Raw genomic sequence first — 21,636 nt, forward strand, 5'->3', positions numbered from 1 at the left:
TTTCTACATTCACTTGTCTGCTGACTTTCTTAGTTTTCGTGGCATCAAGCACCTTGGTTACATCGGATAATTTGTACGATCCGGTGGGGCGGGGTAGTCCATACCAATGTCCTTTTTCATGTGTCGCGACCAATGGCGAATGTCCTCTGCCTGTGGTCGCATTTTGAGCCGAGGAATGGAAACGGCCTTCACCGTTCGTAGTAAGCCTTTGGCAATAGAACTGGGTTTCATATCACCCTCATATTTGTTGAACTGATGGGTGAAGGAAGGTATTTCGGACAAACAACAGCGTATCCAATCAAACGCACGCTCATGGCATAAGGCAGTTCTATGGTATCACGGAAAGCCCTTCCCCCTTTGTCAGCGATCCGGGTTTTTGAAGAAGCCGCGCGCTGCAAGAACTTCACGCTCGCAGCGGACAAGTTGGGAATGACGCAGGCCGCTGTGAGTTATCAGATCAAAGTATTAGAGGAACGGGTCGGAGCACCGCTCTTTGTTCGCGAGGCGCGGGGTGTATCACTCTCGGAGATCGGGGCAGGATTCGCCGCAAGGGCGACCGAGGCATTGAATATTCTGAGCGACGGCTTCGCCGAAGCAAAAGGGACGTCCCAGGAGACATTGGCGATCAGCGTCATACCAACCTTCGCAACCAACTTTCTGGCCCAGCACCTTGGAAGCTTCCAAATGGAGAATCCCAATATCGCGGTTCGTGTCGAAGTCAGCGAGACACTTACGGATTTATCGTCAAGCGGTTTTGACGTCGGCATTCGTGGCGGCAGAGGTGATTGGCGTGGTCTGTCCAGCCACCTGCTCATCCCAAACCGCTACACCCCAATGCTAAGTCGAGACCTGGCAGACAGTATCGGAGGCGTCCGCACGCCCAAGGATCTGTTGCGCCTTCCGATCCTTTCCCGGTCAGACCCCTGGTGGGCCCATTGGCTGTCAGCTGCCGGGTTGGATGATGCTGACATGTCGAACGATGCCCGGCAGCATTTTGGGCCGCAGATCCTGGAAGCCAATGCCGCGATTGCAGGCAAGGGCGTGGCCATGCTGACGCCCGCGTTTTTTAGGGAAGAACTCTCAAGCGGTCGGTTGATACAACCGTTCGAGCTCACCTGTCAGGATGGCTCCGGCTATTGGCTCGTCTATCCCGAGAGCCACCGGCACTCGCAAAAGATAAGGACATTCCGGAAGTGGCTCTTAGCGGCGACAAAGGATTGGAGACACTGACACCCCTTAATCCAGCGGCGGCAACCGGGGTTCGAACATGCTGGACTTCACAATAGATGTGTTTGTTTCTGCCCTGTCATGAAAAGGCAGAAGGATCTTGTCCAGCTCTGCCACATCTTTCAACAGCAACCGAGCGACATAACAATCATCACCCGTGACCCGGTCGCAGGACATGAAGCGCGGCTGTTCTTCAATCATCTTCTCGACTGTGTGAAGCTGCCCGCTCCGCGGTTTGATCCGAACAAGCGCCTGTATGGAATAGCCGAACTTGCGCAGGTCGGTTCGCGCGCCGAAACCGGTGATATAGCCATTCTCCTGGAGGGCGCGAAGCCTTTCGCCAACGGCCGGACCAGTAAGCCCCACTTCCTTGCCAATGTCGGCAAGACTGCTTCGCCCGCGAGACTCGAGTATCTCGACAATCTGATGGTCTGTTTTGTCCAGCCCTTTCAACATGAAAGGTATATGCACTAGTTGGAACCGGAACAAAAGAGAATATCCGCTAGTGCCACTGATGTTGCCGGGACGGAGGGCCGAAGCGCGTACTAAAATGCCAAAAACGAGACACAGGAGCTTTCGATGGATGTTCAGCGCATTGCAGCGTTCAGTCAGGGATCACAGGGCGGCAATCCCGCAGGTGTGGTGTTGTCGGACGACGCGTTAGACGAAGATGAGATGGCACGGGTCGCAGCGGAAGTCGGATACTCCGAAACAGCCTTTGCCGCCGCACTGGATGACAGCGGCAAGACATGGCGGGTCAGGTATTTCTCTCCGGAATCCGAAGTTCCTTTTTGTGGTCACGCGACCATCGCCCTCGGAGCCGCATTGGGCGAACGTTACGGCGCCGGATCCTTCACACTGACATTGAACGACGCAACGATCACCGTGACTGCAGACGCAACATCGGACGGAATGAAGGCCACTTTGTCTTCACCACCGACAAAGAGCAGCGCGATAAACGAAAATGAGGCACGGGATGTCATGGCACTGTTCGGGCTGACACCGGACGACCTGGATCCGCGACTCCCCCCGGCGCGCATCCACGGTGGTGCTGACCACATTGTCCTACCACTAAAGGATCGCGCCAAACTTGCCGCAATGGCATACGATCTGGATGATGGGCGCACCGTCATGCGCAGACATGATCTGGTTACGGTGATGCTGGTGCACATTGAAGAAGAACAGGTCTTCGTGGCTCGCAACGCCTTTGCGTCCGGCGGCGTTCTTGAGGACCCGGCGACAGGGGCGGCAGCCGCTGCATTTGCCGGTTACCTGCGCGATCGCGGATGGCCCCACGGCGGCAAGTTCACAATCAGTCAGGGTGAAGACATGGGCAGCCCGTCTCTTATCGAAGTCGCGTTGAGCGATACCAAAGGCGCGTCGGTCGAAGTTTCCGGAAGTGCAAGGAACATCCGATGACCGCGATACCTGATGTGATTGAACGCTACATTGCGGCTTACAATGAAAAGAACATCGCGGCGATGCTGACGTGCCTCGCGGAAGATGTTGTATTCTTAAATGTTTCAGATGGAGCAGTCACGGCTGAAACCTCTGGCAAGCAGGCATTCGCTGAATTGGCCGAACTTGGCGCACAAGCCTTTGAAAGCCGCAATCAGAGGGTGACAAACGCAATTTCGGTTGGTGACACCACGTTGGCCGAGATCGAATTCTCCGCGCGTGTTGCTGCAGATCAGCCAAATGGATGGAAGGCAGGGCAAAGCCTGCAGTTCAACGGCGCTTCAGCGTTTCGGATCAAAGACGGACTGATAGTCAGCATCGTCGACGAAAGCTGAACGACCCAAAAGATGAGCTGATGGCAGACCTTGCGGTTTTGTTGGTCGCTATGGGGCCAACACTTTAGCCTCAGCTCACATTTCACAAGGCTACGAGGAACTCAGATGATCAAACGACTGACGCCCGCCGGATTGCGCGCCGTTCCTGAGCAATTCCAGGGGATTTATGTGCACGGCACACAGATCAACCAACCGCAAGCGCTAGTCTGCCTGTCCGGTCAGATTGGCGTTGCCCCAGACGGTACAACGCCAGCAGGATTTGAGCCTCAGTGCCATCAGGCAATCGACAATGTTGAGGCGCTTCTGGCCGACGCCGGTCTGGCGACATCCGACATTCTTCGTGTTGTCTACTACGTAACGAAAGCTGCAAATCTATCAATTCTATCCAAAGTGCGGCAGGCGCGCTGGAACGAAGGGCATGCCCCAGCCGTGACGACGCTCGTGGTCTCCGCCTTGGCGTCGCCCGAACTTCTGGTCGAGATCGAAGTGACAGCCGCCCGGTAAGTGTCATGCCAGACCAGTTTTGGGCCCTAGTTGTGTTTGCATTGGTGGCGACCGGTTCGCCGGGCGGAGCGACCACACTTGCGACTGCATCCGGAGCGCGGTTTGGGTTCAGGCGCACAGTGCCGTTGATCTTTGGGATTGCTTTTGCGCTTGCTTTGCTCATGGCCGTATCAGGAACCGGCCTCGCCGCCACGTTGAAATCAAACGCTTTTCTTGAACTCAGTGTCAAAGCAATTGGTTCGGTCTATTTGTTGTGGCTCGCCGTAAGGATAGGGCTAGCCGGCCCGCCCAAGAAAACGGAAGTCGACACCTCCCGGCCAACCAGCTTGCCTGGTGGAGCCGTGCTCCTTCTGATCAATCCTAAAGCCTGGGCTATGGCCATGGGAGTGGCGTCTTCATTCTCTGATATGGTTTCAGAACCCATCGTGCTCGGCGCTATCTTGGCTGGTACATTCGTGTTCGCGGCAAGCTTCTCGCTCTCTGTTTGGGCTTTGGCCGGTGGTGTGGTCGCGCGGTTGTTTAGTTTTGATTGGCACTGGCATGTGTTCAACGGCCTAATGGCAGTGTTGCTTGCTGTCACGGTGATACAATTCTGGTTCTGAGTAGGCTTCGAAGGTGCTGTGAAACTGACTTAGACTTGCAGAACACCGGCCATTCGCGCAGCTGCAGCTAATGTTTCCAATGCCATGCGGGCCGTGAGTTCGCCTGCTACCTGATTTCGCGAGCGCAGCGAATGGCGGCAATGCGGGCTGCGACCGCAGCATCCGCAGTCCACGCCAGACGGCGGCTTTGGGCCGGAAGGGTCTAACGTCGCAGGTCGGCAACTTCCGCTCCGTCTCGCAACGTGCATCTTGCAGGGATCGTCTTCATCGCTGCATGTTAGGGGAAAATGAGGGGCCAGCGCCTACAGATTCGAAATGCAGAAGCTCTCCCACCAGCAATCTGGCAATCTCGGCGAGGCCCTCGCGCTCGCAAAGCTAAATTCCTTAGGGGTCGCAGCCTATGCCAGTCCTGAGGGAGCACCCGGGCACGACCTAATAGCCGTGTTGAATGGCATGGCGCGCTCGATTGAGGTGAAGACCCGTCAGTTCCTCGAACGGCCGACCGAAATTTCTCGATGGCCAGTAGACATGGCTACGAAGGGCGATGCGGACTTTTTCCTCTTTGTTGAACTCGATCTGCGAACGCTCTCACCGACTTTCTACCTCTTGACGAACGAGCAGGCACGCGCGACGCACCGCGTCTCGAAGGGTCTCGGGAACTGTTATCCGTCGCACGTCCGCAAAGCGGTCGCGGAAAACGACTTCACGCCGCTTCTCGCCACGGGTGCGCCTTAGGCGCTGTCATGGTAAGTGCAGACGGCTGCTTTGCGGAAGCGGCGCCTCAGCATTGGCTCCCGTTTGAATGTCCGGAGTGGCCCGACCCTCAACATCAAATCCTTGGCCGCCTGGTTCAATGCTGCGCTGCATCCGAGGTCGGTTGAGAGCCCAGAGTGACTGATGCTGCATCCGCCGCGAACGTCCGCTTTAGCATGAACAAGGCCATATTTCACAATGCAGCGGGCACGACAGTACCGGAAGTCTCGCTAGTGCAACTGCCAAGGCTCAACAAACGGCGGTGTTGCGCACCCGCCACTCAATGCTACACGATTTCAAGACCGTCGTTGGATCATATCCGATTTTGCTTTGCAGAAATCCAAGATGAAATGATCTTGAGGCAATCAGTATTGTCGTAAATTTCACTGTGCTTAAGGCCCTCCCACCTATCTAAGACCACAACCTCCTCAGTGTGAGGATCGTAATATTCAGCGGCATTGCTTGAGATTGGCTCGACTAGAACACTTTCATACGATCCGGTGTTGGGCGTTGTTTCCGCCGAAACTAGGCAATTGGGATAACGAAAGGGGATGTCGAAACCATACAATGCCGTACAGAACAGGCGGAGTACGCCCAGCAGGAAGGGCAGACCTAGCACTATTCCGACGGTGCTCATGATGATGGCAGCACCGAAATCAACGTCATATCCAAACACCATAGGACCCAACAAAACCGGCAAGTAAGCCAAAACCAGAAACGACGCACCAAAAACAGTGACGATCCTGTAAGGGATTGTCGCTACACGAATTGAAATCCAGTTGATTAGCGATGCAGCACCCAACAAGCCGCTTGCTTCATCACCTATTGTGCGAACCGAAAGAAACTTTTTGCTGGGGATGTGCGGAAGCTCTGCGTCGTAGATTCTCTGTTTAAAACTCAGAGAAGCATCTTTGCTGACTCTGTAGAGTATGAAGAAAACAAACCAAATCAGAAGATTGAGGCTCTGTGAAAGCAAGAAGGCGGCCCAAGAAACTCCGTCAGAAAAGCTATCGCCGTAGTCCTTGTGTATGTCGGACAAGATGCCTTTCATGAACACAAAGATGATGATCGTTAGAGCGCAGCGCGCCAAAAAGCTCATGGTGTTTACGGATCTGTTGCTCCAGAAATGTAGGAATGGCGTCGACAGGCAGATGATACCGTCTATGTCGTCTTTGTTTTTCAATTGAGCATATGCGTAGAGTGCGACGTTTCCGCCATGGCTGTGGCCGATGATGTAGTGAGCTACTTTTTCTCCGCTTTGTTCGTGTTGCGCTTTCAGCGACTCCACATGCAACTTTAGGTCTCGAGCTGCAGTTAGCCTCGCTCGAACTTTGTTTTGGCCTCGCCAAGAGAAGGAATGAACCGAAGGTGGGTTTGGAAGATTTTTTGTCAACCAAGAAGCCAAAGATGAGCCTGACTTTATCCAACTGGCATTGGGGGCAAACGTGCCATTAACCAAAGTAATCAATATCTTAGAATCGCCCAATTTTCACCTCCGATTTCGTAAACTTGACGCCGACCGTATTCTTCTTGTTCCTACTTGTCATTGTTGATGTATGGGCCCTTCGCACCTCCACGTTTGCATGCGTACGTCATGGAAACTCAGCTTTTTTGCAACGAGGCGTAGATAATATCTCAACACGCTACATCTGAGCGTACTGGCGTGGCTGGCAAAGAGTGCTCTTCCGCGAAGGCAGACATTGAAGGAACTCTTGTCGATGTCTCCTTCGTCCCGCGGACTGTGAGTTTGGATGTCGCCTGACTTAGCACTCGCGGCGAATGGCTGGTGTGCGGGCTGCACCCGCAGCATCTGGCCCGGTCGGTGGACGGCGGCTTTGGGCCGCCTGTGAAGGCGACCCATGATGGTCAAATTTCAATGGCTTCTGCGATGGCCAAAGCATCTTCCAGTTCGACGCCGAGGTATCTGACGGTGCTGTCCATCTTCGTGTGGCCCAGCAACAGTTGAACGGCGCGCAGGTTGCCGGTTTTTTTGTATATTTGCGTCACCTTCGTCCGCCGCATCGAATGCGTGCCATAGGCACTAGCCTCCAGACCAATCGACGTGACCCAGTCGCGAACTATCCGGGCACACTGGCGGGTCGAGATATGCAAGCGCTCATGAAATCGACCTGGCCAAAGATACTCTGAACCAATCATGAGTTCGTCTTCCATCCATTTCTCGACGGATGCCCGAGTGCCTTCAGAAATTTCAAAGCGCACTGGCTTTTGCGTTTTGCTTTGCAGCACCGACGGCCGCTCCTTGATCTGGCCGGATGACATGACATCGACAACTTTCATCTTGACCAGATCACAACCGCGCAGCTTGCTATCGATGGCCACGTTGAACAAGGCTAGATCGCGGTGATTTTCCGCAAGCTCAAGCCTGACCCGAATGGCCCATACATGCTTGGGTTTCAATGGGCGCTTCTGGCCGACGATGCGGCCCTTGTTCCAGGCCGGGCGAAGCGCACGAATGGCAGGTAGGTTGGGTGTTGGTTCCATGGCTGATCCTCCGATCCGCCGCACGCCACCACATCGTCAATCTGCTGACATGAAAGAGTACCACACGCGGAGATATTGAAAAATACCGAATATTGGTATAGATGACTGGTAGGAGGTAACGGATGGCCAAAAACACTTCGATGTCCCTCGGGGACCACTTCGCGGGGTTTATCGAAACTCAGGTGAGCAATGGACGCTACGGATCGGCAAGCGATGTCGTGCGGGCTGGACTGAGGCTACTCGAGGAGCACGAGGCCAAGGTGCAGGCCCTAAAGGAAGCCTTGATTGCCGGCGAAAATTCGGGGGAACCCCGATCGTTTGACCGTGAGGCATTTCAAGCTCGAATGCGTCAGAAGAACAGCAACTGATGTCGCTGACTTATATGCTGTCGCCGATGGCGGAAGCTGACCTCGAAGACATTTGGGCCTACACCGCGGAAACATGGTCCGCTGATCAGGCTGAGATCTACACCAACGATGTAATCAATGTGTTTGAAGAACTCGCCGAAGGCCAAAAGAAAGGCAGACCAGTCGAAGTCCGGGAGGGATATCTAAAGGCGCTGGTCGGTCGGCATGCGATCTATTTTCAAGTCCGAGGCGAAGTGATCGCAATCATAAGAATTCTGCATCAAAGCATGGATGTCGAACGGCATTTGTAGCCACGACGAATGTCCGGAAAGTGGGCGGCAGCTGCAGAAATCCGGGGTCGAGTCGAGTGACCGGTATGGGCCGGATAATCTTCACTCCTTGAGAAGGAATTCGGCAATTTCCTCTAGAGTGCCTTCCCAACCCGGATCTATCTGGGAAAATGCGTTGTTCCGCGACGGAATCTCCCTGAACACCGCTCCCGGAATTGTGTTGGCAACAAGCCGCCCGTGCTCGATCGGGACCGCGTGATCGTCATTGGCATGCAAGATGAGCGTGGGGATCGCGAGCTTGCGCAGTGTGTCGTTGTAGTCAAAGTCGGCAATTGCTTCGATCATTTGAACCGACGTTTGCGCGTCGATGGACTGTCGAAGGTAGTCGTCGAACCATGCAGAGATCGCAGGGGGCGCGTCCCCGACAACTGCCTTTACGGTGAGGCGTCGAAAAGTCGGTTCCTCCGAGTCCCAGCCCAAGCGTGCCACTGCCATGATGGCTTCTGTCCTTTCGGTAATCTCGCCCCATTCCGGGTGGCGCCAGCCAGTGGAGCAGCCACCAAACAGGGCTAACCGAGACACGCGGTTCGGATGTCGGCTCATGTACTCGAAGGCTATTGCCCCGCCGTGGCTCATTGTGAACAACGCGAAACGGTCCAGTTCCGCCGCTTCGACAACGGCCGCCAAGTCCAGAGCGAATTCCCGCAGACTCAAGTCGTCAATGTCGCGTTCGGATTGGCCCATGCCGCGATGATCGAACTGGATGAGTGTGAACTGCTCTGCGAGCCGCCGAACGATATCGCTGGACAGCGGGTTCTTGTGATCCAGGGCAAGGTTTCCGAGCCATCGAACGGATGCCAAGAGCGGCGGACCGGATCCGATGCGCGACCACGCGATGCGCACACCGTCTTTCGCCATTGTGTACTGGATTGGGTAGGCATTGGCTGAGGCGCTTCGCACCGGGGCAACCTGAGAGCGTGGCTGACGCGGGCCTGCGCCCGTGAGGCCTGCGCTTTTCAGAGCAGTCGCATAGGCCTCACCCAGTCCAGATTTGAACGGCTGACGTGCAATGGCCTCATCCACATCATGGTCCGGGAGGAGCCTTAGAAGAGTGCTCGCTGCGCGTCTCGCCTCGACATCGCGCCCGAGGCAGGCGAGCGAGGCGCACTTCATTCTGTGCCCCGAGGGATGGTCGGGACTGAGCGTGATCAGTTCGCGCGCCGATGCGAGCGCCCCGTCAAAGTCGTTCAACCCGAATTGGGCCACACCACGCCCGGTCAGCCAGAGTCCACGGCGACGATCATTCGGGCTAAGGGCCATCGCATGATCAAACGCAACCAGCGCGTCGTCATAGCGGCCCGAGTAGGCCAGAACCCAGGAATGGCAGCCGTAGGCCATCGCAGAGGCAGGATCGATCTCGATGGCTCGCTCGGAGTCGGTCATTGCGGCTTCGAAGCGCCGTAAAGTGAGTTTGCAGATCGCCAGTATCGACCACGCCCAGCCATCATCGGGCGCAAGTGTCAAAGCGCGCTCTGCATCCCTGGCCGCCGCTCCGAGTGACAGTTCCGCATTGTCCGACCAATCGTATTTGTAGTCCCAGAGATGCGTCATCGCGAGACCGGCGTGGATACGGCCTGATCCGGGCTCAAGCGCCAACGCATGCTCGAAGTGTTTCCGTGCAGTTTCGTTCGCGGTGCGGTCTGGCGACGAGACCAGATGCTGGCCAAGGACGAATTCCTGCCAGGCACTGCGCTCGGTGGGGTCTGTGCCTTTGGCCTTGTGTCTCTCGGCGTTCAGAAGCTCGGGCTGGATCGTCGCTGAAACAATGGTCGCGACTTCGTCCAACAGCTTAAACAAGCCGCGATAGGTTAGGTCATGCCTTGAGACGTGGATGTGAAGCGCCGGTTCTGTGTCGGTCAGTTGCAGATGAAGGCGCACATCATCGCCATCGCGGAACACGCCGCCTTCGACAAGGTATGTTGCCCCGAGACCTTTGAAGGGATGGCGTGCGTCAGCGGGTAGTTCAAGGAAGGTGCGCACGCGGTTGCGGGCGATGAGTGGGAACCAACGTGTGCGGGCGAGAGCGGCCATGACTTCTTCCGTGATCCCTTCGCCGAGGCCGCTGGCATCAAAAGCATCGCCAACGATTTCGAATGGCAGCACCACGATCGCCGGCGCGCCTTCGACTCGAGGTTTCAACTGGTTTGAGGTGTCACGCATTGCTTCGCTCACAATGTCGGGACCGGCAATCTCACGAACTTCTGAGCGGAAGATGAAGCCCCGGCCGTGACGCGTGGCGATGATGCGTTGCGCTTCGCCAGAGTCATTCACCAGTCTTCGCGCCGACCTTACCAGCGTGGAAAGTGCCGCGTCAGACACAACGCGGTCAGGCCAGAAAGTTTCGTGCAGCGCCTCCTTCGAGACCAGTTGGCCCCGGTTCCGGATCATGTGGATCAGGAACTCGAGGGCCTGCGGCTCAGCGTCGATGAGCCCGTCGGGACCGGATAACTGAAAGCGATCGGTGTCGATCGTGAAATTCTCAAAGGCATAGATCATCGCGTTTTTCGAAGGCCGGGCAGGCCCGAACTTAAAATACCAGAAACAACAGTGAATTCCTCAGGAAACGCTCAGGGCTCCGTCAAGCTTCGCTGTCCCCGATGGGTATAGACGCTTCCCGTGACGGGCCGCAAGCACGACCCTTCAAGGGAAAGTGCCGGGAGCGGTTCGTCGCGAACCGGCAAGAGGCGGCCTCTGGATGAGGCTTGATTCGACACTAAAGGAACTGAAATGCTGAAACATCTTTTTGCAACCACGACCGCGCTCTCGCTTGCGTCCTCGCTGGCATGGGCCGAAGGGCACAGCGAGACCGTGAAAATCGGCGTGCTGATGGGCTTCACGGGCCCCGTCGAGTCGCTGACGCCCGATATGGTATCCTCTGCAGAACTCGCGTTCGAAGAAATAAACACCTCGGGTCTGTTTCTCGGCGGCAGGAGCATCGAGCCCATCCGAGGCGACAGCACCTGTGCCGATGCCGCCGCCGCGACGGCAGCTGCGGAACGACTCGTCGGTGACGGTGTCGCCGCTATCCTCGGTGCGGCTTGCTCCGGTGCCACGGGATCGGTCGTAACCAATGTCGCTGTTCCGAACGGGGTGCTGGCGCTGTCGCCGTCCGCGACCAGCCCAGGTCTAAGCGACATCGACGATCGCGGGTTGTTCTTTCGAACCGCTCCTTCCGACGCTCGCCAAGGTGAAGTGCTCGCTGAACTTACAATCGCACGAGGCATCAACGAAGTTGCTGTGACCTATACGAACAACGATTACGGCAAGGGCCTGTCGGATGCCTTCTCGCGCGCCTTCGAGTCCCTCGGCGGTACCGTGAGTGTCGTTGCCGCTCATGAAGACGGCAAAGGCGACTACACTGCCGAGGTCTCAACGCTCGCGTCGTCGGGCGCGTCCGAACTTCTCGTGATCGGGTATGTGGACCAAGGCGGGCGCCAGATCATCCAGACAGCGCTCGACCTTGGCGCTTTCGATCGCTTCATCCTGCCGGACGGCATGATTGGCGACACGCTTCTTGATGATCTTGGCGATCAACTCGAAGGGTCCTTCGGATCTGTTCCCGGCTCGGAAAGCGACGCAGCTTCGGTCTTTGATGGACTGGCCGCAGAGGCTGGGATCACCGGTGTCGGCCCGTTCCGGGGTGAAAGCTACGATGCGGCAGCCCTGATCGCGCTGGCAATGCAGTCCGCCGGGTCCGCGGAGCGGAGCGAGATCGCCGAACACCTGATGCGCGTTGCAAACGCACCGGGCACGCCGATCGACGTCGGTGAGTTGGCGGAAGGACTCCGAATTCTCTCAGAGGGTGGCGACATCGATTATGTCGGCGTCTCCAACGTCGAGTTCGACACGGGCGGCAACGCCTCCGGCACTTTCCGTGAAATCGAAATAAAGGGCGCGGCCTTCGAGACCCAGCGTGTCTGGTAGCGGTGACCTCGAACGCCTCACCGAGTCAATCGGTGGGGCAGCAGTCAGGAACAGGAAAATGACATTTCAGAAAGCCATAAACGATACGCCGGTCATCGGGGTCCGGCGTGCCACATTTGAGGATCGTCCGGCGCTCGAGGAGATGAAGGAGTTGTCGATCTCGACACTTCTCGATCCGCTCATGACACCCGAGCAACGCCACGAAATGCGCCAGATCACGCCCTTTGACCCGGCGCTGATCGCGGACGGAACCTATTATGTTGCGACCGTGGACGGCTTGATCGCGGCAAGTGGCGGCTGGTCCTGCCGCGCGGCTCTGTTCAACCCCGATGCGCACGGCGCGGATGAAGCGCCTCTCCTGAACCCTGATATCGACGCCGCCGGCATTCGAGCGATGTACACACATCCCGATTTCGCCCGGAGGGGTCTTGGGTCTCTGGTTCTTGCCACAGCACTGGCAGCAGCGCGGTTTGCGGGCTTCCGCGAAGCACAGCTTCTAGCAACGATCGCGGGCGAGCGGCTCTACCGCGCTGCGGGATGGCAGACCCAAGAGCACGTCATGGTCGGTTCGGGTGGTAGGGCGATCGTGCCTGGCTACCGTATGTCGCGAGATATCTGATGAAGATCTTCTACACGCCCCGTCCTTGGAAGCGTCAGAAACAGTTTGGCGTGCAGCAAGGCGCGTCGGGGCCCGAACCGTGGATCAGGTCGCGCTATCGAAGAAACAACGATAGAATGCCAACCACCATTTGCGACGGATGCTCGGGTCGCTTCGCTGAAACAGATGGCCCAGTCCACGACTACCTCACGGTTTCCGCGGGGTGCTGGGCGCGCTTTGGGCAGGCCCTTGCATTGCACTACTCTGATCACCGTTATTGGCCGGCCCATCAGCTTTTGACGGATGCCTACGTGCTCCAACACAGTCAAGGAGCAGGCCTGCGCAGCATTCGTTCGGTTCACGTCCATCTCGCCGCGCTTTACGCTCAACTGTGCCTTGGCCAAGCCGAAGCGCGTGTCGTCGCCCTGCGCCGTGCTCTCTCTGAATTCGATTTCAAACCGCTTGGACGGGCTTGGCCGCGTTCAAGCCATTCGATCGCAATCGTCGACCTTTCAGTGCCGGACAGACACCTTTCGACAACGAAGGACTATGCTTGGAGCGTATTGGAAGATTGGGAGCCCTATCACGAGCTGGCGGACAGGCTTTGCAGGGTATGAGCATCATGAATAGGGACGCATTCAAAGCCTGGCGAAGACCGCTGACAAAACCGAAAGTCCTGTCACCGGGTGATCGGGTCGCAATTGTGACGCCCTCGTGGGGAGGACCCGCCTGTTATCCGGACCGTTTTGAGATGGGCCTTCGGTACCTAGCTGAAGAATTTGGGTTGGCGCCCGTGGTCATGCCGCATGCCCGAAAGCCCGCGGATTGGCTGTATTGCAATCCAGAAGCGCGTGCCGGAGACCTGATGCAGGCCTTCGCAGATCAAGATATCGCGGCCATTGTCGCATCCATTGGCGGGGACGATGCCGTCCGGCTGGTTCCACATCTCGACCTCGACGTCATCGCCGATAATCCAAAGGTTCTTCTTGGCTATTCCGATGCGACCGTCCTGCATTTCGCTTGCCTAAAAGCGGGCCTGTCGAGTTTCTACGGCCCAACAGTCATGTCTGGTTTTGCCGAAAACGGCGGCATGTTTGATTTCGGGAAGAATGCAATCCGGCGCATCCTGTTCTCGGCCGAGCCAGCCGGTGAACTGCCGCGCAGCTTCGAGGGTTGGACCGATAAGCGGCTCGACTGGTCGGTGCCAGGTAATCATCTCAGACAACGCCGCTTGCAGCCTTCGATCGCACCAAGACTTTGGCAGGGTTCCGGCAGGGTCACTGGCCACCTGATCGGGGGCTGTGCCGAAGTGCTTGAGATGCTGAAGGGCACAGAACTTTGGCCGCCCTCGGACTACTGGGACGGTGCAATCCTCTTCTACGAGACGTCCGAAGAAGCTCCTGCGCCTTCGGTCGTCACCCGATGGATGCGCAACTTTGGTGCTCAAGGGATCCTCAACAGGCTGTCCGGACTGATTGTCGGTCGTCCTGGCGGCGTTGCTGTCGAGCGGCACGATGACTATGGTGCTGCGATCGCCAAAGTTCTGGGCGAGTACGGCGCTGATAGCATCCCGCTGATCACCGGGCTGGATTTCGGCCATACCGATCCGATGATGGTGTTGCCGTATGGCGCCAACGTGGAGATCGACTGCAGCGGCGTCAGCCTTTCAATTGTCGAGGCAGTGGTCGCCTCACGCACTGCACTCGGGGGCGAAAGTGCATGACAACTGATGCGGCCAGAAAACCTCCGATCCTGCTTCTGCATGGCCTCGGCGGAACGGGTGAAACCCTTGCACCTTTGGCGCGGGTGTTGGAGTCGTTCGGCCACCGGGTTGCCCATCCCACTCTCGCGGAACAAGACCGGCTTCGGAACACGTCTGAAGGTTCACCACTGAAATCCACACTCCTTGACCTGCTCGATGAGGCAACAGGCCACGCCAGACATCTTGCCGAAGAGCATGGCAAGCCGATTGTCTGCGGCCATTCCAATGGCGCTCTGCTAGCATCGGTTTTGGCAGCAGAGGGCATCAGTTCCCATTTGGTTCTGCTTGCGCCGGTGCCACCTCCTTCGGTTTCATCTGGTTTTCCGCTCTGGCTGCAGAGGCTGTTCTTCAGGATATCTTTCGGCCGCGACTGGGCATCGGGCGTTCTGCACTTCGACAGTCAGCACCGCTTCGAACCCGATCCGCCCCCTCCAGTAGTTGCCCGTACTCTCCTTCCCGACAGTGGTCGTGTTCTTTTCGACGCTATCACGCTGACGTGCGGAGGGCGCTTTGACCCGGAACTGTCCGGAAAAACAGCAGTGACAGTTATCGCCGGAGACCGGGACAAAATTGTTTCATTGGCAACAGCCAAACGGGTTGCCGCGCGACACGGCGCGAATTTGCACGTCGTCCGCAACGGAGGGCATTGGTTTCCGGCTGAGGCGCAATTCGCCGACGTCGTCGTGGGATACATCTTGCGGGGCGTGGCCGACAGAACGCAAAGGCATAGCATATGACTGGGCTCACCAGATCGACACGCCACGAGAACGTTTCAGGAAGTCTCTGGATGGTGGCATCTATGGTTGCGTTTTCTGCGGAAGACGTTTTCCTGAAGTTGGTGGGAGGTGCCGCCCCCGTGTCGCATGTCATGGTTCTATTTGGTGTCTTCGGCATGGTGTTCTTTGCAGTGCTCTGCATCGCAAAGCGGCAATCGCCCTTCACGCGGGCCATTTGGCATCCAAGCATTATCATACGCTTCTGGTTCGAGGTCTTCGGACGCCTGTTCTTTACGCTGTCGCTCGTGTTGACAGCCCTCAGTTCAACAGTTGCGATCCTCCAGGCCGCGCCACTGGTCGTGGTCGCTGGCGCCGCGTTCCTTTTTCACGAGCGAGTCTCCATCGGTCGCTGGATCGGAATAATCGTCGGCCTGATTGGCGTTGCGTTGATCCTGCGTCCCGCGACCACAGATTTCACAGCGATGTCTTTGCTCGCGGTCCTCGGCATGCTCGGCCTCGCGCTGCGCGATCTCGCGACCCGCGCCGCACCTCGAACGATCCCAAACGCGGTCTTGGGGTTTCATAGCTTCGCGTCGGTTGTCGCGGCAGGGCTGGTTTATGCGATCTGGGAGGGCGTCCCTGCGCATCACTTCAACCTTTTGGAGGTAGCGACTCTCGTGGCCGCAGCCGTTGCCGGAGGCATTGGATATGTGGCTCTCACCGAAGCCATGCGGACAGGAGACATTTCCGTCGTCACGCCGTTCCGTTACACGCGACTGATCTGCGGAGCAGTGATTGGCATTGTGCTTTTCCGTGAAACACTCGATGCAATCGACGCCATTGGCGCGGTGCTGATTATCGGATCAGGGACATTCGTGCTTCTGCGTAGTGGCAGACAAGCTGTCGCGTGTGACGCCGATATTGGGAAAGTACCAGCGAAGACTCAGCGCGCAGGAGCAAGAGCATGAGCCAAGCGAGAAGCAGTAAGAACCGGTCATGCATCCTCGTGGATAAACGGATCTCCATTGATGCACCGATAGAAACCGTGTGGGCGGCAACCATCGATCTCGCCTTTTGGCTGACCTGGTCCCCAACAGTTAAGGATGCCATTCTGCTCAACACTGAGACGATTGCGGAGAATGCGTGCTTTCGTTTGCGACAACCGTTCCAACGCCCGCGGGTCTGGAAGGTGGAAAAGCTGCTCCCTCCAGATATTGCCGTGTGGCGCACCGTTGATGTGGGTCGGCAATTCCGCGCCGTTCACATTTTGCAGAGGAGGCGCAATGGAACTCGTTCAGGGCTCCAACTTTCAGCATCTTTTGAAACTCGGTTATTTGGGCTACTCGCCAAGCCAGCTCTCAATGCCGCTCTTTCTCTTGAGATTGTGGCTTTGAAAAGCTGGTGTGAAACGCACCATGCAGAAACCTAGATTTTCAGAGCGCCGCTTTAGGCGTCTTGCCGTTCAATCCATGCCACATCGCATAACACTGATGGCAAATCGACGTCTCTGCCGGGTTAAGGCCAGTCCTATCCATGCAGCAATCCCCCAGGGCGAAGCTTTTCAAAGGGCTTTCTTCGAATGGCTGCTTTCTGGATCGCAACTGCAGCATGAGCACGTGGCGCCGAGAGTCCGCAATGGGCCGGCCTTGTAGGGCTCAACGTGGGGGTTTGGCGAAGATGTGACGGTGCATACAACAAGCAACTTGGCAATACCCAGTAGATGATTGTCTGGGTGGAATTATCGTTATCCGCAACTTGAAAGCGAATACCTAATCCTTCTGAACGACTATCCAGCGGAAGCTGACTCAGGTCCAGGGTCGAACTGAGGCGACAACTCGTCCGCCAGACCGATCAATCACTTCGACGCATAGTGCTTCTCCGACATCGACCGATCCGAGTCCAGCTTTCTCAAGTACGTTTGTGTGCAAGAAACAGTCTCTGGTGTAATCGAAGACATTGACGAAGCCGTAGTTCTTTTCCTTGCAGAACCACCTGACCCTTGCAGGCAGCATTGAAGTCGGCTTGATGGGTTGGAGTCCAATTTGCTTGTTGTGCGGGACTGTCCAGGAAGCCTCCGACCGGATGCTCAGGATCTCAACGATTTGGAGTCCTCTCTGTTTGACACTTGCAAATGCCTCTAGTGTGCAGCCGTTTGCGATTGATGTCTGGCTAAAATCATGCAGCGCGTTCTGATGCATTAAGGCATCCTCGCCCGACACATTGCAGGTCACAAAACCGTATCCTTTCATGGCCGAGAACCATTTCAAAGTTCCCTCAATATGCCGCAGTGTGGCATCCCCACCAATTGTTGATCCGTCCAAAACCAAATTACCTTCTAACGTTACAAGTTTCACGGGCTTACCCTTGTTCGGAAACGTGAAATTTGTTTGTCAAATTTATTAAGCTTTGTGAAAGGGTTGGGTGGCTACTTTCTGAGGCCAGAGAGTTCTGATTTGCTTGCCCATGTGTTTGCGTATTCGGACAACAAATTAGTCTGCTCTTTGTGGAGTGCCATCAGAACACATGCCGCCCACATGGCCGCGCCATACTCTGCATCGCTGTCATGCAGTCGTAGAGCATTCAATATAGCAGTTTCTGGGGTTGATGGTTCATGCACCGATTTTAGTGTCCTTGTTCCTAGGCATTATTGAAGCTCGCAAGAATACCAACATTGATCTAAGTCGAAGCAGCACTGAAAGTCAGCAAAAAGTCTAACATCCGATCCCCTTAGCGCTCCCATTTTCTGGTTTTGCAGTCTTGTCGCCAAAGCGAACAATTCTCAACATGCAAAACTGCCATTGAATGGATGAGAAACACTTCGTTAACATTCTATTCATAAATTCCCACGAATTGTGAAGAGTCTCGTTGGATCTATGGGATTGCTCAGACTAAACACATATCTTCTGCAGAAACTGCCATATGCGGCAATAACACATGAGATTACCGGTTGTGTCGCAAATTTTTATAACGACCGGAGCTAGCGCGATGCCAGTTGCTGCTATCCTGCGATATCAGCAAACATCAGAAAGCTGGAAATCGTATCGTATCGCTAGAGAATTTCTTCTTGCGGATCTTGTTGGCTACCTCAATGCCATCCAATGTTGCGGAAGCCGATCCGAAAGACTTGAACCAGCACATGTGCCGTACGCGCCGTTTGATATATCTGCGATCCTGTTCTGTAAAGTTGTTCAAATATTTGGACCTGATCGTCTGTATTTTGGCTTGATTGCCGAACCACTTCAGCATTCTCTTTTGTGCTTAACTTCGAACTCTTTGAGGACATCGAACAAGGATGCAACGTCAAAGGCGATCAGGGCCAACTCGGTGTCCCATCGGATGAGTCCCACGCAGACGCCTGCGCCAATGGTATCGCTTAGAACGGTCAAGTCGGGTTCAGGCACTTGGGGAGCTACTAGTCCTTTGACCGAGAGAAGTTGCTCAAGCCTGTTTTGCTGGAAATCCCTTAGATCAGAGAGCAAGCCTTCTGGGCCATTGGCGTGCTCTGTCCGCTCCATGCCAAACTGCAAGGATGCTAATGTAAGATTCTGCAACCTACGTAAGACGACATTAAGCATTGAGCCGTGGTCATTGGGATTAGCCACACTAAGAATTCCTCGACGGATTGCCGCGACCGATACCATTCCGGAAACACCGTACAAATCGGAACGCAATGGTCCTGGGATCAAAGCGAAATCAGACGCGGGGCCAATTGCGTCGGTGAAACTAACGATCAGATTCACGATGTCGTCGGAATTCACGATAGGCGTCTGGTCAATGATCTCTTGAAATCCCGGATTACTGCAGTCCGAAACTAGAACCACTCGGCGGCCTGTGACCTGCAATTCCAGAATGTTCTCATCGGATACGAACCTCAGTGTTGTCCCAAGCACAGCGTTTTCGATTTCACGCAGAATTGCGGCCATTGGATCAGCAGCCTCCAACGGCAGCCTTCCATTTAGAAACGGAAAGCGGCATGTCGCTAACTTAGACAAATTGCCTTGAAAATCGGTCAAATCAGGCATCGGGTTTCTCCGATTTGACCCGAGTTCTGGATCAACATGTCCCACTCGTCTGCGTCCAAAAGCTGAAACTCTGTGACACAGTTGCCGCTGTCTTCGACGTTCAAGTGCAGTGACATTAGAACCGAGGTCCAGGGGTTAACGTCCGATAGCTGCAGACCCGGCTTGCCCGCCATTGCATTGACTAGGAATGTTTTGTCGGATTTGATCTGGCCGATGAAAGTAATCTCAGGCATAAAATTCTCAAGATCGCGTGACATCGATCGCAGTTTCTTTAACGTGTTTCGACCGCCGAGGCTTGCAATATCTAACAGTCTTTCTTTGCTAAACTGAATGTAGCTGCTGAGATCGTTCAAGGGGCCCAAACCATCATTCAGCAAGACCTGAGCTCCAGTAGCATTTTGATCGGAACTGACTTGACTACCTGTCCGCACAACCATGGACATAACCATCACCATCTTTAACACACATGATGATTTTAAGGTTCAATAGGTAAGTAATATGACTATATCGGGGCATCTTTCGTATTTTCTGAGATCTTGACGCGAGATAATTCTCTCTTTAGCTGAATTGTGGCCATGATGGTCTCGGTCACATCTGCCCGTTCTGCTTCGATCCGGAACAGCTCAACCAGGTCTACAAGCTCGCGCAGCATCTGGAATGCCCCCCGCATGTTCACGTCATCCGACCACGCGTCCAGATCGAGTTCAATCTCTTCCAGAACCTTTGCCATTTCGGTCAGAAAATCAGAGTTTGAAAATACGCTGCCTAATGCGGGAGAGTCACTCAATCGGGACAGTTTGTTAATTGCGTCATCTAAGTCGGGGGCCGGAATGGCATCTGGAATAGGACTAGCGGCAAGTGTTGGTTCCCCCACCGGCCGCGTAGGATCGGTCACCGTATTTCGAGCATCTTCAATACTAGCGTCGTCGGGACCCAAAAGGCCAACCTTACCTTGCAGGAACAGTTCAGCCTGCCCCGTAGCGTGCTCTCTCGCCGCGTCAATGTCGCGCCTTAGAATCGAGATCAGTTTGTGCCCGCCTGATGCACGAAACAGGATCTTGTCCAAACTAGAGCCCGACCGGGCCTGCGAGGCGTCCTCAGGTGAAAGGCAAACAAAGTCCAGAAACTCAGACCCAAATTCAGCGCAAAGGCGCGCTTCGGTTTCATCGCGCTCGCGTCCCGAGTTGATCGAAACCAGGATTGCGTGATCCTTCAACTTATTGGGCATCTGTGCCCAAACCCGTTGATCTGTATGATCAAAATCATGGGTACACCAAATCGCAATATCTGTTTGCAGGGCTAGCCATTCAATAGATGCACCTGTTAGATCCGCTGCCGCAGTGGCCAAAACAGATATCTTCGTCAGGGCCCTCAGAGGCAAAGCCAAATTCACTTCAGTGGCATCGGTTTCTGCCAATGCAATTAGATCGAAGGGCGATGGGTAGTCGACCTTTGCTCCGTCACGCTTCACAACCGTCAATTCTTCTTGCACGGCAAAGCTTAGGCGAACGAGGTCGCACATGACGGTCTGCGGGAGCACGGCTTGCCCTATTATAAAATTTACCAGGTTGGCCCGATCGAGATACGTCGGAGCCAATATGGAAACGCGAATGGGTCTTGTGAGTGCTGCCAGATGCGCGCGTGCACGCGTCGCAACGTCTGCGTTTGCTCCGCCATTTGTCGCGGCAGCCTGCAGACGCGAGTGAAGGTCTAGCTGCGGGCATGATGGACTATTCATCTTACACGCCATTCCAGCAGGGTACCGACGACAAGGTCAGAGAAAATCAACCACGTCCTCATCGTCATCTCCCACAATCCAGTTGAACGTCTTGTCGCACAACGCTTTGAACATCATTGTTGTTTCTCCGATAGATATGCGATCACCGTCGTTCAATTTTTCGGTCGAGATGATTGGTTTACCCTGCAGGCGAACAAGGTTTGTCTTGCCGCCGTGACCGAGGAAATAGCCGTTCTCTTCGGGGTCATAAGCAATCGCGGCGTGATTGTCGCGCGAGACCGCCATATCTCCGAAATCCAGACAAATGGTCTGATCAGGGTTACGGCCGATCCGGGACAGCCCGGATCGAAGTGTGAATGCGTAGCCCCGACCGGGACCACTGACAATCACAAGCCACCCTACCGGCAAGGTTTGTTCAGGTTCAGGCGCATTATCCGGGCTGAACAGATCCTTGGTTGTACCTTCGGATGTGTCAAACCCGATCAGACGCGTACGCGTGTCGCGCGGGTTGGCGCTGACGGGTTTGGACACAGGTGCGGAGACAAGCTCTTCCATTGGTGTCTCGGTCATCCGCTGGAAAGGCTCCGCGCCAACATTCGGAGCGATGTCAGCGACACCGACCGCGCCAACCGAATGGTTAGGAGACATCAGACGCTGTCTCAAGTTCCGGGCGTGTTGGTCGGTGTCGTCTTGTGGTGTAGTTGATATTGCAGATGATGCGTCTTCAGCAGGCAGCACCGACTCGGTTGCAGGCCTGCGGCGACCGTTCACTAAGGTATCGAACATACTCATATGCAA

Annotated in this window: 25 protein-coding genes; 15 read left to right on the top strand and 10 right to left on the bottom strand. The window is 55.5% G+C overall.

The genetic code is table 11. From position 1 onward, the window contains the following. Positions 1-330: 330 nt before the first annotated feature. Positions 331-1,230: a LysR substrate-binding domain-containing protein gene (locus ACR0DH_RS04065; RefSeq protein ID WP_480547318.1), complete on the top strand. Its 900-nt coding sequence runs from the start codon at positions 331-333 to the stop codon at positions 1,228-1,230. 6 nt (positions 1,231-1,236) lie between these two features. Here the strand turns inward: ACR0DH_RS04065 and ACR0DH_RS04070 are convergent, their stop codons facing one another. Continuing rightward, positions 1,237-1,698, bottom strand: coding sequence for an Lrp/AsnC family transcriptional regulator (locus tag ACR0DH_RS04070; RefSeq protein ID WP_480547320.1), 462 nt, complete (start codon positions 1,696-1,698; stop codon positions 1,237-1,239). A 108-nt stretch (positions 1,699-1,806) separates the two neighbouring features. Here ACR0DH_RS04070 and ACR0DH_RS04075 point away from each other — a divergent pair, with 108 nt between their 5' ends. The 5 genes from ACR0DH_RS04075 (at position 1,807) to ACR0DH_RS04095 (ending at position 4,861) form a co-directional block, all read left to right on the top strand. Then, complete coding sequence (locus ACR0DH_RS04075) at positions 1,807-2,646, top strand: PhzF family phenazine biosynthesis protein (protein WP_480547322.1); 840 nt, start codon at positions 1,807-1,809, stop codon at positions 2,644-2,646. Beyond that, positions 2,643-3,020: a nuclear transport factor 2 family protein gene (locus tag ACR0DH_RS04080; RefSeq protein WP_480547324.1), complete on the top strand. Its 378-nt coding sequence runs from the start codon at positions 2,643-2,645 to the stop codon at positions 3,018-3,020. Before ACR0DH_RS04075 ends, ACR0DH_RS04080 begins: the two co-directional genes overlap by 4 nt. 105 nt (positions 3,021-3,125) lie before the next feature. Further along, a complete protein-coding gene (locus ACR0DH_RS04085) occupies positions 3,126-3,524 on the top strand; it encodes a RidA family protein (RefSeq protein ID WP_480547326.1) in 399 nt (132 codons plus the stop codon). A gap of 5 nt (positions 3,525-3,529) precedes the next feature. Then, entirely contained in the window at positions 3,530-4,126 is a 597-nt protein-coding gene (locus tag ACR0DH_RS04090; RefSeq protein ID WP_480547328.1) for a LysE family translocator, read from the top strand. Between the two features lie 315 nt (positions 4,127-4,441). Beyond that, positions 4,442-4,861 carry a hypothetical protein gene (locus tag ACR0DH_RS04095; RefSeq protein ID WP_480547330.1) on the top strand — a complete coding sequence of 140 codons (420 nt, stop codon included), beginning with the start codon at positions 4,442-4,444 and terminating at the stop codon, positions 4,859-4,861. Between the two features lie 331 nt (positions 4,862-5,192). Here the strand turns inward: ACR0DH_RS04095 and ACR0DH_RS04100 are convergent, their stop codons facing one another. Continuing rightward, positions 5,193-6,365 (bottom strand): alpha/beta fold hydrolase, encoded by a 1,173-nt coding sequence (locus tag ACR0DH_RS04100; RefSeq protein ID WP_480547332.1) that lies wholly within the window; start codon positions 6,363-6,365, stop codon positions 5,193-5,195. A 380-nt stretch (positions 6,366-6,745) separates the two neighbouring features. Further along, positions 6,746-7,381 (bottom strand): tyrosine-type recombinase/integrase, encoded by a 636-nt coding sequence (locus ACR0DH_RS04105; RefSeq protein ID WP_480547334.1) that lies wholly within the window; start codon positions 7,379-7,381, stop codon positions 6,746-6,748. Between the two features lie 122 nt (positions 7,382-7,503). Between ACR0DH_RS04105 and ACR0DH_RS04110 the strand changes: the two genes are divergently transcribed. Together ACR0DH_RS04110 and ACR0DH_RS04115 are read left to right on the top strand one after the other, a co-directional pair. Further along, positions 7,504-7,749, top strand: a complete 246-nt coding sequence (locus tag ACR0DH_RS04110) for a type II toxin-antitoxin system ParD family antitoxin (RefSeq protein WP_480547336.1) — start codon at positions 7,504-7,506, stop codon at positions 7,747-7,749. Beyond that, positions 7,749-8,039 (top strand): type II toxin-antitoxin system RelE/ParE family toxin, encoded by a 291-nt coding sequence (locus ACR0DH_RS04115; RefSeq protein ID WP_480547338.1) that lies wholly within the window; start codon positions 7,749-7,751, stop codon positions 8,037-8,039. Before ACR0DH_RS04110 ends, ACR0DH_RS04115 begins: the two co-directional genes overlap by 1 nt. A gap of 81 nt (positions 8,040-8,120) precedes the next feature. On the opposite strand, the gene ACR0DH_RS04120 is transcribed toward ACR0DH_RS04115, so the two are convergent. Next, positions 8,121-10,574, bottom strand: coding sequence for an alpha/beta fold hydrolase (locus ACR0DH_RS04120; RefSeq protein ID WP_480547340.1), 2,454 nt, complete (start codon positions 10,572-10,574; stop codon positions 8,121-8,123). Between the two features lie 231 nt (positions 10,575-10,805). Between ACR0DH_RS04120 and ACR0DH_RS04125 the strand changes: the two genes are divergently transcribed. Genes ACR0DH_RS04125 through ACR0DH_RS04155 form a run of 7 tightly spaced genes read left to right on the top strand, consistent with a single transcriptional unit; the run spans position 10,806 to position 16,507 of the window. Beyond that, a complete protein-coding gene (locus tag ACR0DH_RS04125; protein WP_480547342.1) occupies positions 10,806-12,002 on the top strand; it encodes an ABC transporter substrate-binding protein in 1,197 nt (398 codons plus the stop codon). 58 nt (positions 12,003-12,060) lie between these two features. Next, a complete protein-coding gene (locus ACR0DH_RS04130) occupies positions 12,061-12,621 on the top strand; it encodes a GNAT family N-acetyltransferase (protein ID WP_480547344.1) in 561 nt (186 codons plus the stop codon). Further along, positions 12,621-13,217, top strand: a complete 597-nt coding sequence (locus ACR0DH_RS04135; RefSeq protein WP_480852344.1) for a DUF5946 family protein — start codon at positions 12,621-12,623, stop codon at positions 13,215-13,217. The genes ACR0DH_RS04130 and ACR0DH_RS04135 overlap by 1 nt, the downstream gene beginning before the upstream one ends. A 5-nt stretch (positions 13,218-13,222) precedes the next feature. Continuing rightward, positions 13,223-14,323 (top strand): S66 family peptidase, encoded by a 1,101-nt coding sequence (locus ACR0DH_RS04140; RefSeq protein WP_480547348.1) that lies wholly within the window; start codon positions 13,223-13,225, stop codon positions 14,321-14,323. Then, positions 14,320-15,099 (top strand): alpha/beta fold hydrolase, encoded by a 780-nt coding sequence (locus tag ACR0DH_RS04145; RefSeq protein WP_480547350.1) that lies wholly within the window; start codon positions 14,320-14,322, stop codon positions 15,097-15,099. Before ACR0DH_RS04140 ends, ACR0DH_RS04145 begins: the two co-directional genes overlap by 4 nt. Next, positions 15,096-16,046 carry a DMT family transporter gene (locus ACR0DH_RS04150; protein ID WP_480547352.1) on the top strand — a complete coding sequence of 317 codons (951 nt, stop codon included), beginning with the start codon at positions 15,096-15,098 and terminating at the stop codon, positions 16,044-16,046. Before ACR0DH_RS04145 ends, ACR0DH_RS04150 begins: the two co-directional genes overlap by 4 nt. Further along, positions 16,043-16,507 carry an SRPBCC family protein gene (locus ACR0DH_RS04155; protein ID WP_480547354.1) on the top strand — a complete coding sequence of 155 codons (465 nt, stop codon included), beginning with the start codon at positions 16,043-16,045 and terminating at the stop codon, positions 16,505-16,507. Before ACR0DH_RS04150 ends, ACR0DH_RS04155 begins: the two co-directional genes overlap by 4 nt. Before the next feature lie 376 nt (positions 16,508-16,883). Here the strand turns inward: ACR0DH_RS04155 and ACR0DH_RS04160 are convergent, their stop codons facing one another. The 6 genes from ACR0DH_RS04160 to ACR0DH_RS04185 form a co-directional block, all read right to left on the bottom strand. Next, positions 16,884-17,432 (bottom strand): cold-shock protein, encoded by a 549-nt coding sequence (locus tag ACR0DH_RS04160; RefSeq protein ID WP_480547356.1) that lies wholly within the window; start codon positions 17,430-17,432, stop codon positions 16,884-16,886. Positions 17,433-18,099: 667 nt separating this feature from the next. Next, positions 18,100-18,324: a DDE-type integrase/transposase/recombinase gene (locus ACR0DH_RS04165; protein ID WP_480547358.1), complete on the bottom strand. Its 225-nt coding sequence runs from the start codon at positions 18,322-18,324 to the stop codon at positions 18,100-18,102. Next, positions 18,318-19,100 (bottom strand): hypothetical protein, encoded by a 783-nt coding sequence (locus ACR0DH_RS04170; RefSeq protein ID WP_480547360.1) that lies wholly within the window; start codon positions 19,098-19,100, stop codon positions 18,318-18,320. The genes ACR0DH_RS04165 and ACR0DH_RS04170 overlap by 7 nt, the downstream gene beginning before the upstream one ends. Next, positions 19,088-19,333: a hypothetical protein gene (locus tag ACR0DH_RS04175; RefSeq protein ID WP_480547362.1), complete on the bottom strand. Its 246-nt coding sequence runs from the start codon at positions 19,331-19,333 to the stop codon at positions 19,088-19,090. The genes ACR0DH_RS04170 and ACR0DH_RS04175 overlap by 13 nt, the downstream gene beginning before the upstream one ends. A gap of 269 nt (positions 19,334-19,602) precedes the next feature. Next, entirely contained in the window at positions 19,603-20,622 is a 1,020-nt protein-coding gene (locus tag ACR0DH_RS04180) for a hypothetical protein (protein WP_480547364.1), read from the bottom strand. Positions 20,623-20,874: 252 nt separating this feature from the next. After that, positions 20,875-21,630 carry an FHA domain-containing protein gene (locus ACR0DH_RS04185; protein WP_480827803.1) on the bottom strand — a complete coding sequence of 252 codons (756 nt, stop codon included), beginning with the start codon at positions 21,628-21,630 and terminating at the stop codon, positions 20,875-20,877. Positions 21,631-21,636 lie beyond the last annotated feature (6 nt).

This window comes from Ruegeria sp. I1, assembly GCF_056532675.1.